Origin of the sequence: Janthinobacterium sp. GW456P (assembly GCF_002127655.1) — a bacterium.
Lineage (GTDB): Bacteria > Pseudomonadota > Gammaproteobacteria > Burkholderiales > Burkholderiaceae_D > Janthinobacterium.
Genome location: NZ_NEHB01000019.1, coordinates 25,962 through 40,203, shown reverse-complemented (window position 1 = coordinate 40,203; position 14,242 = coordinate 25,962). Strand labels below are relative to the sequence as shown.

Here is a 14,242-nt window from a genome sequence, read left to right as displayed (position 1 = left end):
CACATGAACAAGAAAATCACCATGCTGGCGCTGAGCGCGGCGGGCCTGGCCGCGCTCGTGCTGTTCCCCGTCGTCATTCCGAACCCGTACTACATCCACCTGGCCGAGACCATCCTGATCTACGCCATCCTGCTGTTCGGCCTCGATATCGTCGTCGGCTACACGGGGCAGGTGTCGCTGGGCCACGCGGGCCTGTTCGGCATCGGTTCGTACGCCACGGGCGTGCTGGTGTTCAAGCTGGGCGCGCCGTTCTGGCTGGCCATCCCCGCCAGTATCGGGGGCGCGGCCCTGTTCGGCGCCATCCTGGCCTTGCCGGCCCTGCGCGTGACGGGGCCCTACCTGGCCATGGTGACCCTGGCCTTCGGCACCATCGTGCAAATCCTGATCAATGAAATGAGCTTCCTGACCGAAGGCCCGATGGGTATCAAGATCCACAAACCCGTCCTGTTCGGCCACAAGCTGACGGAAGTGGAGTACTACTACATGGTCGCCGCGCTGCTGGTGATCTCGCTGGTGGTGGTGCACCGCATCCTGAAGTCGAACCTGGGACGCGCGTTCGAAGCCTTGCGCGACAGCCCCATCGCCTCGGACTGCATGGGCGTGTCCGTGTACCGCTACAAGGTCTACGCCTTCGTCATCAGCGCCGGTTTCGCGGGCCTGGCCGGCAGCCTGTATGCGTATTCGGAGGAATACATCTCGCCCAATACCTATAACTTCGAGCTGACGATCCTGTTCCTGCTGGCCGTCATCATGGGCGGACGCAAGACGCGTTCGGGCGCGATGATCGGTGCCCTGATCGTCGTCATGCTGCCCAGCCTGCTGTCTGACATCGAATTGTTTCGCAAGATCGCCGTGTCCGCCGCCGTGCTGGGCGTGATCGGTTCCCTCTTCATGCTGGCGAAAAAACGCTCCACCGTGCGCGGCGTGCTCGTGCCCCTGGTGGCCACCATCGGCCTGGCCGCGTTTTCCTACAAGCTGGAAAACATGGTCGACTGGCGGCTGACCATCTTCGGTTTGATGACCTTGTTTGTCGTGTATTACCTGCAGGACGGTATCGTGGGCTTTTTGATGAGCTTTATCGGCAAGGGCCGGCGCCATGTGCAGGCCGTCGCTTCCCACGGCGTGGCGCCGTTCGACCACGCCCAGGGCGGGCAGCAGGGCGCGACCCTGCTGCGCGTGGACCAGGCGCTGATGCAGTTCGGCGGCCTGAAAGCGCTGAACCAGGTGGACTTGAACGTCACGCAAGGCTCCGTGCACGGCTTGATCGGGCCGAACGGCTCGGGCAAGAGCACGATGATGAACGTGCTCACGGGGATCTACAAGCCGACGGCGGGCAAGGTGGAATTCGCCGGCGCCGTGATCTCCGGCCGCACGCCGTCCGAGATCGCGCTGGGCGGCGTGGCGCGCACCTTCCAGAACGTGCAGTTGTTCGGCGAGATGACGGCCACGGAAAACGTGCTGGTGGGCTTGCACAACACGTTTAAATCGAACGTGCTGGACGTGATGCTGCACACGCCGCGCTACCGGCGCGAAGAGACGGCCGCGCGCGAGCGGGCCGCCAGCATCCTCGAATTCGTCGGCCTGGCCGACCTGGCCAACGAAGAGGCGCGCAATCTGCCGTATGGCAAGCAGCGGCTGCTGGAAATCGGCCGCGCGCTGGGCCTCAATCCGCGTTTGCTGCTGCTCGACGAGCCGGCGGCGGGCCTGACGGCGCCCGACATCAAGGAGCTGATGGCCATCATCCGCAAGATCCGCGAGCACGGCATCACCATCATCCTGATCGAGCACCACATGGACGTGGTGATGGCCCTGTCGGACGTGGTGACGGTGCTGGACTTCGGCCAGAAGATCGCCGAAGGCGCGCCCGCGCTGGTCCAGAGCGATCCGAAAGTGATCGAAGCCTACCTGGGCGGCAGCGCCGAGACCCTGAGCCCTGCGGCGCACTGAGAGGAAGACCATGCTGACCATACACAATCTGCACGCCGCCTACGGCAAAGTCGAAGTCTTGCACGGCATTTCGCTCGACGTCCCGAAGGGCAAGCTGGTGACCCTGATCGGCTCGAACGGGGCCGGCAAGACCACCACCATGCGCGCCATCTCCGGCATGCTCAAACCCAAATCCGGCACCGTCGCCCTGGGAGGCAAGGATGTCACGGGCCTCGATTCGCACAAGATCGCGCGCGCCGGCCTGGCCCATTCGCCGGAAGGGCGGCGCGTGTTTGCCTCGATGTCGGTGACGGACAACCTGCTGCTGGGCGCCTTTCCCCGCTTTACGCGGGCGCGCCCGAAAGGCGACATCAAGCGCGACCTGGACAAGGCGCTGGAGCTGTTTCCCCGCCTGAAGGAGCGGCGCGACCAGCTGGCCGGCACCTTGTCGGGCGGCGAGCAGCAGATGCTGGCCATGGCCCGCGCCGTGATGCTGAACCCGGAAGTGATTCTATTGGACGAACCGTCGATGGGCCTGGCGCCGATCCTGGTGGAGGAAGTCTTCCGCATCATCACGCGATTGAAGGCCGAAGGCGTGACCATGCTGCTGGTCGAGCAATTCGCCGCCGCCGCCCTGAACGTGGCCGATTACGGCTACGTGCTGGAAAACGGCAGCATCTCGGTGCACGGCCCGGCCGAGAGTTTGAAGACAGATCCGAAGGTGATCGCGGCCTATCTGGGCGGCGGGCACTGAGCCCATAGCGCCTCGAAACGCGCATCGGGTGCGTGCAGCAGCAGCACGCAATGCATGGACGGGGCGGGTTCGAAGAAGACCGTGTAGCCGTTGCCGAACGTGCCAGGCTCCGCCAGCGTGCGGGTCCACCTGACGGTGGCGGAGGCCGGCGTGATGCGCGTATAGGTGACCGTCCTGCCGTCGATATCGTACTGCGCCTCGAACGGCGCCAGTGCGCGCGCGTTTTTGAGCTGTCTGGCGACGAGGCGCCGTGCCAGGCTGCGCCACAGCCATTCCCATGGCTGCTGCTGCCAGACGATCACGCGCGGCAGCAGCACCAGCAGCGCCAGGATCGCGCCGAAGAGCGCGATGCAGGCCATATCGAGCCGATATCCGTGCACAAGCAGGCCGCCGCTCGCTGCAAAAGCCATGGCGATTGCCAGGCCCATCACGCTGCCCCATACCATCACGGCATGCAGCCTGGGCGACTGGGCGAACGCCTGTTGCATCTGCCGCTGGCTGGCTTGCAATCGTTGTTCGACCCCGCCGCGCACCCTGTTCGCCAGCAGCCTGGCATGGAAGAGCGCTTCCAGTTCGGGCGCCATGCGTTCGAGGGCGGCCGCGTCGATGAGGGTGCGCAGGCGCAGGGATGGGTGATCTGGGTGGGCTTGCATGCGGTATCAGTTCTCGACTAGTGGTGCCCGCCATGTTAACCGACAGGCCACGGCCAGGGCGCACTACTCAGCCAGTACGGCGATAGCAAGCTTGCCGCCGGCCATGCCGATGATCGCTTGACCGCACGGCGGACCCTGCCTCGCCCGTCAACAAGGCCAGTGTGAGCCCGCGTCTGAACGGGACGATGGATTGCCGGCCCCCGGTCATGGCGAGCGTGCGCGGCGGCGTCAATGCCGGGTGGGTTTTTCCTGCTGCACCAGGATGAACGGGCTGACGACGACGGCCCACAGGGACGCATCGGCGGCCTGCCACTCCAGCGCCTGCTGGTCCGAGACCTTGGCGACTTTGCCGTCAACCATCCATTGCGTGATGGTGGCCTTGTCGTCGTGCGAGATGCGCACGGCCACTTCGACCAGGTCCAGTTCATTGGCGATCCAGACGACATTGCCTTGGGCGAAGTGCTTTTCCAGTTCGCTCCAGGCCAGGCGGGCCGTTTCGCTGTTCACTTTATGGCGCAGTTCGGTGTCTTTTTCAGGATTAGTTTGCATGTGAGCTCAGGTTGCGGTGAGTCGGGTACCGGTGCGCGCGGTTTATTTGCCAGGGATGGCTTCCACCTGCGGCGTCGGCGTACCCTGCCATGTTAACCGATAGGCGGCGCCTTTGCGAACATTGCCCACCAGGGCAGGGCGGAAGCAGGCCAGGTTGGTGCCGCTGGCGTGCCGGACGCTGGGGAAGATCACGCCCATGGAACCGGCGTCGAGCAGGATGGCGGCCAGGTCTTGCGAAGCGATGTAGCTGGCCGGGTCCAGGCAAGCCGCATAGCGTTCCTGGCCGCGCAGGTCGTGGAAGCTGGCGGAAAAATCGGCCAGCAGCGACTGATAGCTGACGCTGTCGTCGAAATAGTCGATTTCCTGGTATTCCACGGTCTTGTGGAAAATGATCTCGGCCAGCGCCGTGGACATGTCGAAGGCGCAATACCAGGCGCCCCGTTCGCCATCGTTGAAGCGCGCTCCTTCCGGGCGGGCATACGTGTAGGCGGCGTTAATGATGCGAAAGTGCGGCACGCCAAAAACCAGCTCGTCCACGCCAATTCCTGGCGCGCCGCCGTACTCGGCCACGAGGCGCGCGTTGGTCGCGTTATCGAGTTCGAACAGCTCGCGCAGGTGGTCGTCGTCCTCGGCCAGCGGCGCCAGCACGGAATCCTCCATGTCGGCGAAGCGCGACGGGATCAGGCGGCAAGTGTCGATCTGGCGCAAGGCGGCCAGCGGCGGCAGGGCGGAATCCACGGCGACCGGCACGATCACAGCCCTCCGCGGCGCGCATCGAGCAGCTTGCGCACGGTCTGCATGGCCAGCAAGCCGCCAGCCAGCATCTGCGACAGGGGCGTGCGGCCGCCGAAGATGGGGTTCTTGTTGGGCAAGCTTACCCATTCGTCGGCCAGCTTGTCGCCGTACAGGATGTGCAGGGCCTTGTAGATGCCGAGCAAATAGGAAATACGCGTGATGCGGTCCACTTCCAGTACCCGGTCCGGGTGCTTCTTCCACTCGTACCAGGCGCTGCTGGACAGGCCGCCCAGCAATTCGCGCGCATCGTCGTCGCGCAGTTTCCACGCGGCGGCCAGCTTGAAAAAGCCCTTCAATGCCGCCTGCGACAATCGCTCGCGCTCGGCTTTGGCGTTCAGGTCGACGAGGATGTCCGGCTCGAAGCGGCTCTTGGGGTAGGCGTAGGCGAGATTCATGATATGTCCTTCAATAAAACTCTGTTTATGGATTATTTATACTCCTTTTATGGATTCGCTGCAAGGGCCGCACGCATGCAAAACGGGGCGCGGCAGGACGTGAGTCCCGCTGCGCCCCGCAGGGTGGACGGTTGCGCCAGCTTATCGTGCCGTGACGGTCACGGGTATGTTCAGCTGCGCCGTCAAGCCGTTATTGTCCAGCGCCACTACCTTCAGCGTATAGCTGCCGGCCACCGGCTGCGGCCAGTAGGCCGTGATGGTCAGGCCGCTCATGGAAAACTGCATGCCCAGCGGCGCGCCGTCGATCGAGATCCGCAGCGAGGTCGCACCTGGCGCCGTCAGCACGATGCTAGCGCTCATGGCCTTGCCGGCCACGCCCGTCATGGCGGCGGCGCTGATCGTAGGGCCGGCGGCGGCGATTTTCACCGTGGCCACGGCCTGGCCCGTCAAGCCCGTTTTCGTATCTTTGGCGATGACGGTCACGCTGTAGCTGCCCAGCACGGGACTGGCCCAGCTGACGACGCCGGCGGCATTGACGGTCATGCCGGACGGCGCGCCCGACAGGCTGTACGTGACGGGGTTGGGCGCCACCACCGTGGCCGTGAACGACAGGGCCACGCCGGGCTTGCCGCTGACGCTGGCGACCGTCACCACGGGCGGCAGCGGGGCGGCGATGGCCACCGTGTACACGCCCTTGCCGCTCAGGCCAGTCTTGCTGTCCGTGGCCGTCACGGTGACGGCGTAGGTGCCGGCCACGGGTGCCGCCCAGCTCACGAGGCCGGCGCTGCTGATGGCCATGCCGGCCGGCGCCCCGCTCAGCGCGTAGCTGACGGGATTGGCGGCCGTGACGCTGACATTGAACGCCAGCGCCGTGCCGACCTTGCCCGTGATGGCGCCGGCCGCGACGACGGGAGGCGCGACGGGGGCGATGACGATGCTGGTCACGCCCTGGCCGGTCAGGCCAGTGACGCTATCTTTGGCCACCATGGTCACGGCATACGTGCCCGTGACGGGCGCGGCCCAGCTGACCACGCCCGTCGAGGCGATGCTCATGCCGGCCGGCGCGCCCAGCATGGTGTAGCTGAGGGGATTGGCCGCGCTGGCCGCCACGGTGAACGACAGCGGCTTGCCGGCCGCGCCGCTGATGCTGGCCGGCGCCACCACGGGAGCGGCCGTGGCGATCTGCGTGCCCGACAGGCTGGCCAGCAGGCTTTTCACGTTCGGCGTGCCCAGGCCGCCCAGCGGGTCATAGCCAACCCTGGCCGTGCATACGCTGCAGGTGCCGTTGCTGCCGCGCGTGATGTCGGTAAAGCTGCTGGCAAAGGTGCCGGGTACGGTGGCGATCTGGCCGTACAGCATGCTGTGCGGCAAGCCGAGCGCTGTCTTGGCCTGCAGCGCGCGGCTGGCGTTGGCGATGGCGACCAGGCCGGCCCATTGCGGCGTGGACAGGCTGGTGCCCCCGATGCTGAGCCAGCTGGCGGTGCTGCTGCCTTGTGCCATCACGGCCGTGTACTGGCCCGTGGCGGGGTCGGCATTGAAGGCCACGTCGGCCACGTTGCGCCGCAGCAGATTGGTCAGGCCGGGCACGCTGGCCGTCTGGTAGCTGGGCAGGGCCGTGTAGGCGCTGATGCCGCCGCCCGTGCCGGACCAGGCCGCTTCGCTGCGCACGCCGCTGCCGCTGTAGCTGAGCGTGGTGCCGCCGACGGCCAGCACGTTGGGCGACACGGAGGGCCAGGACACGCCGCTGCCCGAATCGCCCGTGGCGGCCAGGTAGCTCATGTTCTTGCCCGTGAAGGCGCTGTCGACGGAGGCCGTCCAGCTGCCTTCGGCGGCGCCAAAGCTCATCGAAACGACGCCAGGCCCCATCAGGTTGGCCAGGCGCACGGCGCCCAGCAGGCCGTTGATGGACGCGTCGGGCGCCTCGATCAGCACGATGCGTGCCAGCGGCGCCGTGGCATGTGCCCATTGCACGTCTAGCGCGATTTCCATGGCCCAGCCCGAGTTATAGGCGGGCGCGGTGGCCGTCATCGTGCTCGATGGCGTGTTGTACACGACGGAAAATTCGCAGCCGCTGGCCGGGGCGGGCGGCAGGGGCAGGCTGGCATTCGTGGCGATGGCCTTGGTGGTGCAGCCGGGCAAGCCGAATTTCTGGTTGAAGATGGCCAGTTCGGCCGCCGCGTTCGGGTTATGCATGGCATCGACGATGTAGATCGTCTGCCCCGCGCCCAGCTGGGCCGCCTGGGCCGGCGTCAGCGCCGTGCCCGCCGCCGGCAGGGCGGGCAGGTCGTAGGCGGCGCGGATTTGCGCGGGCGAGTAGGTGGCCACCACGCTGCTGCCGGCCATCGGCGCGGCGGCGCCGTCCAGCAGCGGCGCGATATCCTGCGCCGCCTGTTCCGCAGCGGCGATCTTTTGCGCCGTCAGGCGGCGCGTGGCCATGTCCGCCATGGCGCGGGGCACGCGCTGCAGGTGCGGGCGCCAGTGGGCAGAGCCGCTGCTGTTGGCGTTGTCGCGCCCGTCAGGCGCATCGAGCAGGGCCGGTGCCGCATGGAACATCGGCTGCGCCACCAGCGCGCCGACGCCGGCGGGGAGGACGGGTACCTCGACACTGAACTGTGTCGCGGCCGTGGCGATGGCGGCGGGCGGCGCTGGCCTGTGGCGGGGCTGCAGGGGAATGAATTTTTTCATGGCGAAACTCTCCGAGTTGGGCGAGGGCCACATCTCGACAATGCATCGAGGCTGGCGCCGCGCGCTGGCGGTCCCGGCCCTGCATTGGCAGCCCCGCTGCCATGGCGCTTGCGCGCGGTAGGCCGGTGGCTTTGCGTCCCCGCCTTTCGACGGGTTTGCCCTCAGAACTGATCATGCATCCTCAAGAACTTCAAGATGCGTTATCAATTCTAGTGAATTTGCCAAATAAGTGTTAACTATTTTCAATCAATATTTTTATTTTCACAATGAAGTGTGGTGATTTTGCCCATTCCAGGACGGAATCTTGTCAGCTTGAATAAGCCTTCAATACAAGATTATCGGACGGATATCGACGGGTGACAGTGTTTTTTTGCAGCAACGGTGCTTGCTCTCGACGATATATTAATGAATTTAATGAATTTATCGAATATTGTATTCGAGCATCAGTCTTCGAATGCCATGCCCTGGTACGGCGCCGCGCGGCAGGCGGCCAGCCGCTGCGCGAGGCTGCCCACATGGATTTCCAGCTGGTGGCCGTCCGGGTCGAGGAAATACAGGGAATCGCCGGCGCTGCGGTTGTGCTGCCATTCCGCCACGCCAGCCGTGCGCAGGCGGGCGGCAAAGGCGGGAAAGTCTTCCTGCGAAATGGAAAACGCATAGTGCGTGTAGCCGCTTGCGCTGATCGCCGCGCCCGCATCCAGCGACAGGCACAGCCACAAATCCCCTGCCGACAGGTAGGCGCCCCGCTCCCAGCGCGCATGCAGGCGCAGGCCCAGCAGGTCGCGATAAAAGACGACGCTGCGATCAAGATCGCGTACGGAGAGGGTAAGGTGGTTCAGGCCGGTCAACATGAAGTTGCTTTCAGGTGGAGTGCAGGGATGTTCCAGCCAGCGTTGTGACAGGCGTAAGACCACAAACGTCGCAACACCGGACAGTACCGTAGCGAGCGGAAGGTGTCGCTACGCAGGCTCGGCGTGCTCCACCATCAATTGCACCTTGGTCGTGCCATTGTATTCATTCGCATCAAGCCGGAAGGCGACCCTTGTGCGTTCGCCCAGGGCGTCCGTGTGGCCGAACCAGATGGCGTCGAAGCGCACGCCGTTCTTTTCCAGCAGCAGTTTCAAATGCCGTTCCTTGAGGATGCGCTGGCTGACGACGCGGAATTCGTCGCAGAAGACGGGCGGGGCGAAGCCCTGGCCCCACACCTGGCCATCCATCAGCTCGATGAAGGCCGTCGTGTAGTAGGCGTCTTCCAGCGGGCCGTCCGTTTCCACGACCCGTTCCAGCTGTTGGGCGCTGAGCCAGGCCTGGCCCACGGCTTCGAAGGCCTGGGAAAACGCCTCGAAGGCGTCGGCGCGGATGGTCAAGCCGGCCGCCATGGCGTGGCCGCCGAACTTGTCGATCAGGCTCGGCGCCCGTTTCGACACGAGGTCGAGCGCGTCGCGCAGGTGGAAGCCGGGAATCGAACGTCCGGAACCCTTGATCCAGCCGTCTGCGCCCGGTGCAAAGGTAATCGTCGGGCGGTAGAATTTTTCCTTCAGGCGCGAGGCGACGATGCCGATCACGCCCTGGTGCCACGATGCATCGAAGACGCTGATGGTGCTGCTGTTGGCCGGCTCGAAATCGTCGAGGTGCAGCAGGGCCGTATCCTGCATTTCCGCCTCGATTTCGCGGCGCTTCAGGTTGATGTCGTTCAGTTGCTGGGCCAGCGCCCAGGCGCGGCCTTCGTCGTCCGTGATCAGGCATTCGATGCCCAGCGACATGTCCTGCAGGCGGCCGGCCGCATTCAGGCGCGGCCCGAGGGCAAAGCCCAGGTCGAACGGCGTGGCGCTGCGCGCTTCGCGGCCCGCCACGCGGAACAGGGCGGCCACGCCCGCGTGCATATTGCCCTTGCGCATGCGTTTCAAGCCTTGCGCGACGAGGATGCGGTTGTTCGTATCGAGGCGCACCACGTCGGCGACCGTGCCCAGCGCCACCAGGTCGAGCAGGTTGTCGAGCTTGGGTTGCGTTTGCGCATCAAAGATGCCCCGCTTGCGCAGCTCGGCGCGCAGGGCCAGCAAGACGTAGAACACGACGCCGACCCCCGCCAGATGCTTGGACGGAAAACCGCAGGCGGGCTGGTTCGGGTTGACGATGACGGCCGCGTCGGGCAGGGTGTCTGCCGGCAAATGGTGGTCGGTGACGACGACCTGGATGCCGCGCCGGTTGGCTTCGGCTACGCCGTCGATGCTGGCGATGCCGTTGTCGACGGTGATGATGATGTCGGGCGACTTTTCGCGCGCGGTGAGCGCAACGATTTCCGGCGTCAGGCCGTAGCCGTATTCAAAACGGTTGGGCACGATGAAATCGACGTCGGCGCCCATGGCGCGCAAGCCGCGGATGGCCACGGCACAGGCGGTGGCGCCGTCGCAATCGTAGTCGGCCACGATGACCATGCGTTTTTTTGCGGCAATCGCGTCGGCCAGGAAGGCGCCCGCCGCGCCGATGTGCAGCAAGCCGGACGGCGGCATCAGGGCAGCCAGTTCGCTTGACAGTTCTGCCGCGTCGGACAGGCCGCGCGCAGCATACAGCCGGGCCAGCACGGGGTGGATGCCGCCCTGGCGCAGCATTTCGGATTCGCGGTAGGGGCAGGGACGGGTGGCGATGCGGGTACGGGTCATGATGTTTTCAACTTGTTCAGGGAAATCGCGCGCCAGAATTTGCGCTGCGCGTGCTTGCTGGTGGTGCAGTCCAGCCAGGCGTCGCGGTGGCTGAGCACCAGGCGCAGCTGCTCCACGCGGCCGTCCTTGAGGGCGGCCAGCAGGGGAGCGAACCAGTCCGCTTCCAGCGCTTGCAACTGCTGCAGCCACATGCCCCATTCCTGCGCCTGCGCCGCCTCGATCAGGCCGCCCGGCACGACGATCGCGTCCCGCTTGCTTGCCAGCACACTGTTTAGACTGGCATCGCGCTGCGCCGGTTCCGCCAGCGCGGCCAGCCAGCCCGGTGCGTTATGCGTATGCAGGCTGGCGGCGCAGCCGGGAGCTTGCGCCGTGGCCACGCTGGCGCCCCAGAGCCAGAACGCATTGATGGCTTTCAAGCCCCGTTCTTCGCGCGCCGCATTGACCGGGTGTTCATGCCACAGCATCTGCACTTCATTTTGCAGCCGGCGCGCGGCGCGCGCGTGCTCCCCTTCCGGCATCCAGACGGACAGGTCTTGCGTGGTGGCGGCGTCCGGCGTGGCGCACTGCAAGTCGGACCAGCCATCGGCGCGCATGAACCAGGTACCCGCGTCGCCATACGCCAGCGGCTGGCCGATCTCGTCGAAATACGGGGCAGCAATGTCGAACAGGGCGCGGCCCTCGGTCTCGCTCAGCTTGAGCTGGCGCAACTCTTCCAGGCTGATATGGCTGCGGGCGATGGCCAGGTGGGCCGGATGCAGCAGGAAGTAGCGTGCGCCCGGTTCCGGCACGAGGCCGTAGCCGCGCATGGCCTGGGCGGCAAAGGCCGCCTGCGCCGCCGCGCCGTTGGGCGCGGGTGACAGGCCCAAGGCGTGCGCCAGCCACGCTTCATGCGGCAGCAGGCGGTTGGCATTGTCAAAGGTTTCTAAATTGCAAGTGGAGGTGCGCGACAGCAGCGCCGCCAGCGCGGGCGCCTGCAAGACCTTGAGCAGGTCGGCAGCCAGTTCGGCATTGGGCAAGGCGAAGGGCAGGACGAGGGTAAGTTGATTCATCCCGAGATTGTAGGCGATTGTGGCGCAGTGCGAGTAGTCCCCGTCGTTTTTCGCCTGGCGGCGGGTGCGCGAAATTGGGGCCACGGTGATGTGTTTCACGCATGAAATGTCATTTGTGTGGCACACTGCGCGCTCGCATATCATCGTTGTCGCGGGAGCGCATGAGCATCATCAAACAATTTCCTTTTGAGTGGCAGGKCGGCGTGCGCTATACGCGCGCCGGGAAACGCAGTGGCCGCAACAGCTTCATTTCCTTCATCTCCCTCATTTCCGTGGCCGGCATCGGCCTGGGCGTGGCCGCCCTGATCGTTGTCCTGTCCGTCATGAACGGCTTCCAGAAGGAAGTCACCGACCGGCTGATGTCGGTGTTGGCCCACGTCGAGGTATTCGACACCAGCGGCTCCATGCCCAACTGGCAGGCGCAGGAGCGCGCCGCCTACGCCAACCCGCAAGTGAAAGCCGTATCGCCCTTCGTGGAAACCCAGGGCATGCTGCTCAATGACGAAACCATGCGCCCGTCCATCGTGCGCGGCGTGCTGCCGCAGCAGGAAGCCACCGTCTCCAGCGTGGCCGCCCAGATGAAGCAGGGCAGTTTCAATGAACTCACGCCAGGCTCGTACAGCATCGTGCTGGGCATCGACCTGGCCAAGGCGCTCGATGTGAAAGTGGGGCAGAACGTCACGCTGATGCTCGAGCGCGAGCCTAGGGCGGGCGATCCGGCCAATGGCATCGTCATGCCGCGCATGCGCGCGCTCAAGGTGGCCGGCATTTTTGAAGCGGGCCACAATGAACTCGATGGCAGCTTGGCCTTCGTCAACATGCAGGACGCGGAGCAGCTGCTGCAGCTCGACGGCCCGTCCGGCCTGCGTCTGCGCCTGCACGACATGAACCAGGCGCCGCAGGTGGCGCGCGAACTGAAGGCCTCGATGCCGGGCCAGCTGTGGATGCGCGACTGGTCGCGCGCCAGTGCCAGCTGGTATGCGCTGGTGCAAAGCCAGAAGAACATGATGTTCATCATCCTCAGCATGATCATCGCCGTGGCCGCCTTCAACCTCGTTTCGACCCTGGTGATGTCGGTCACCGACAAGCAGGCCGATATCGCCATTTTGCGCACCCTGGGCGCCTCGCCGTTTTCCATCATGAAGATATTCATGATCCAGGGCGCGCTGGTGGGCTTGCTGGGGAGTGCTCTGGGCGTGATCGGCGGCGTCGTGCTGGCGCTGAACGTGGGCGTCATCGTGCCCTTCATCGAAGGCATCTTCGGCCTGCACTTCATCTCGAAGGAAATCTACCAGATCAGCGCCGTGCCGTCGGACGTGCATTGGCTGGACGTGGCGCAGATCGGCCTGATCGCCTTTGGCCTGGCGCTGGTGGCCACCATCTACCCGAGCTGGCGCGCCGCGCGCGTCAAGCCGGCAGAGGCGCTGCGCTATGAGTAAATGGCTGATCAACAAACTGCTGGGGTCAGACCCGGCGGGTCAGACCCCCGAGAATTAACGAATTAATGAGCATGTTAAAAAATATTCCCTTCGAATGGCTGGTCGGCCTGCGCTACACGCGGGCCGGCAAGCGCAGTGGCCGCAACAGTTTTATCTCTTTTATTTCCCTCATTTCCATGGCCGGCATCGGCCTGGGCGTGGCGGCGCTGATCGTCGTGCTGTCCGTGATGAACGGCTTCCAGAAGGAAGTGACGGACCGCATGCTGTCCGTGCTGGCCCATGTGGAAGTGTTCGACAACAGCGGCAGCATGCCCGACTGGCGCGCGGAAGCGGCGCAAGCGTTCAAGAATCCGGCCGTGAAAGGCGCCGCGCCGTTCGTGGAGACGCAGGGCATGCTGCTGCGCGACGATGCGCTGCGTCCCGCCATCGTGCGCGGCGTGCTGCCCGAGGAAGAGCCGAACGTCTCCGATGTGGCCGGCCAGACGCGCATGGGCAGCTTCAAGGCCCTGCAGCCGGGCACCTTCAATATCGTGCTGGGCATCGAGCTGGCGCGCGCCCTGCGCGTCAACCTCGGTGAAAAAGTGACTTTGATGCTGGCGCAGGGCCAGGTCACGCCGGCCGGCGTGCTGCCGCGCATGCGCAGCTTTACCGTCAGCGGCATTTTCCAGGCGGGCCACAATGAATTCGACGCCGGCCTGGCCTTCATCAATATCGAAGACGGCCAGCGCCTGCTGCGCCTCGATGGCCCGTCCGGCCTGCGTTTGCGCCTGGCCGACATGAACCAGGCGCCGCAAGTGGCGGCGGAACTGAAAAAAACCATGCCGGGCGACCTGTGGCTGCGCGACTGGTCCAAGCTGAACGCCAACTGGTTCGCTGCCGTGCAGACGGAAAAGCGCATGATGTTCATCATCCTGACCCTGATCATCGCCGTGGCCGCCTTCAACCTCGTGTCGACCCTGGTGATGACGGTGACGGACAAGCAGGCCGATATCGCGATCCTGCGCACGCTGGGCGCCTCGCCCCGTTCCATCATGAAGATCTTCATGATCCAGGGCGCGCTGGTGGGCATCCTGGGCACGATCCTGGGCGTGGGCGGCGGCGTGCTGGTGGCGATGAACATCGACGTCATCGTGCCCTTCATCGAGCACCTGCTGGGCGTGCAGTTCCTCTCCAAGGACATCTATTTCATCAGCACCGTGCCGTCCGACCTGCGCTGGCCCGACGTCACCAAGATCGGCGTGCTGGCCGTGATTCTCGCCTTTTTGGCGACCCTGTACCCAAGCTGGTGGGCCGCCCGCGTGAAACCTGCGGAAGCCCTGCGCTATGAATAAACCACT

The 14,242-nt window shown here is 65.1% G+C and carries 12 protein-coding genes and 1 riboswitch; of the genes, 4 read left to right on the top strand and 8 right to left on the bottom strand.

Translation table 11 applies throughout. The annotated features are described in order from the left end of the window. The first annotated feature begins 3 nt into the window (after window positions 1–3). Both CBW66_RS18040 and CBW66_RS18035 read left to right on the top strand, forming a co-directional pair. Window positions 4–1,947: an ATP-binding cassette domain-containing protein gene (locus CBW66_RS18040; protein ID WP_086139686.1), complete on the top strand. Its 1,944-nt coding sequence runs from the start codon at window positions 4–6 to the stop codon at window positions 1,945–1,947. A gap of 10 nt (window positions 1,948–1,957) precedes the next feature. After that, complete coding sequence (locus CBW66_RS18035; RefSeq protein WP_086139685.1) at window positions 1,958–2,680, top strand: ABC transporter ATP-binding protein; 723 nt, start codon at window positions 1,958–1,960, stop codon at window positions 2,678–2,680. On the opposite strand, the gene CBW66_RS18030 is transcribed toward CBW66_RS18035, so the two are convergent. The 8 genes from CBW66_RS18030 to CBW66_RS17995 form a co-directional block, all read right to left on the bottom strand. After that, window positions 2,659–3,333, bottom strand: a complete 675-nt coding sequence (locus CBW66_RS18030) for a hypothetical protein (RefSeq protein WP_086139684.1) — start codon at window positions 3,331–3,333, stop codon at window positions 2,659–2,661. The genes CBW66_RS18035 and CBW66_RS18030 overlap by 22 nt on opposite strands. Window positions 3,334–3,561: 228 nt before the next feature. Then, window positions 3,562–3,882: a DUF2288 domain-containing protein gene (locus CBW66_RS18025; protein WP_086139683.1), complete on the bottom strand. Its 321-nt coding sequence runs from the start codon at window positions 3,880–3,882 to the stop codon at window positions 3,562–3,564. A 42-nt stretch (window positions 3,883–3,924) separates the two neighbouring features. Then, the gene (locus tag CBW66_RS18020; RefSeq protein WP_086139713.1) at window positions 3,925–4,632 is read right to left on the bottom strand and encodes an RES family NAD+ phosphorylase; all 708 of its coding nucleotides are present in this window, start codon (window positions 4,630–4,632) and stop codon (window positions 3,925–3,927) included. A gap of 2 nt (window positions 4,633–4,634) precedes the next feature. After that, window positions 4,635–5,072, bottom strand: coding sequence for an MbcA/ParS/Xre antitoxin family protein (locus tag CBW66_RS18015; RefSeq protein WP_086139682.1), 438 nt, complete (start codon window positions 5,070–5,072; stop codon window positions 4,635–4,637). Between the two features lie 141 nt (window positions 5,073–5,213). Next, window positions 5,214–7,757, bottom strand: coding sequence for a S53 family peptidase (locus CBW66_RS18010; protein ID WP_216356462.1), 2,544 nt, complete (start codon window positions 7,755–7,757; stop codon window positions 5,214–5,216). A gap of 83 nt (window positions 7,758–7,840) precedes the next feature. Further along, window positions 7,841–7,927: riboswitch (cyclic di-GMP riboswitch) on the bottom strand. A gap of 273 nt (window positions 7,928–8,200) precedes the next feature. Continuing rightward, window positions 8,201–8,608: a fosfomycin resistance glutathione transferase gene (gene fos, locus CBW66_RS18005; protein ID WP_086139680.1), complete on the bottom strand. Its 408-nt coding sequence runs from the start codon at window positions 8,606–8,608 to the stop codon at window positions 8,201–8,203. A 108-nt stretch (window positions 8,609–8,716) separates the two neighbouring features. Further along, entirely contained in the window at window positions 8,717–10,417 is a 1,701-nt protein-coding gene (gene recJ / locus CBW66_RS18000; protein WP_086139679.1) for a single-stranded-DNA-specific exonuclease RecJ, read from the bottom strand. Beyond that, window positions 10,414–11,466: a hypothetical protein gene (locus tag CBW66_RS17995; RefSeq protein ID WP_086139712.1), complete on the bottom strand. Its 1,053-nt coding sequence runs from the start codon at window positions 11,464–11,466 to the stop codon at window positions 10,414–10,416. Before CBW66_RS17995 ends, recJ begins: the two co-directional genes overlap by 4 nt. 161 nt (window positions 11,467–11,627) lie before the next feature. Between CBW66_RS17995 and CBW66_RS17990 the strand changes: the two genes are divergently transcribed. Then, window positions 11,628–12,905 carry a lipoprotein-releasing ABC transporter permease subunit gene (locus CBW66_RS17990; protein ID WP_086153651.1) on the top strand — a complete coding sequence of 426 codons (1,278 nt, stop codon included), beginning with the start codon at window positions 11,628–11,630 and terminating at the stop codon, window positions 12,903–12,905. A 65-nt stretch (window positions 12,906–12,970) separates the two neighbouring features. Beyond that, complete coding sequence (locus tag CBW66_RS17985; RefSeq protein WP_086139677.1) at window positions 12,971–14,236, top strand: lipoprotein-releasing ABC transporter permease subunit; 1,266 nt, start codon at window positions 12,971–12,973, stop codon at window positions 14,234–14,236. The last annotated feature ends 6 nt before the right edge of the window (window positions 14,237–14,242 follow it).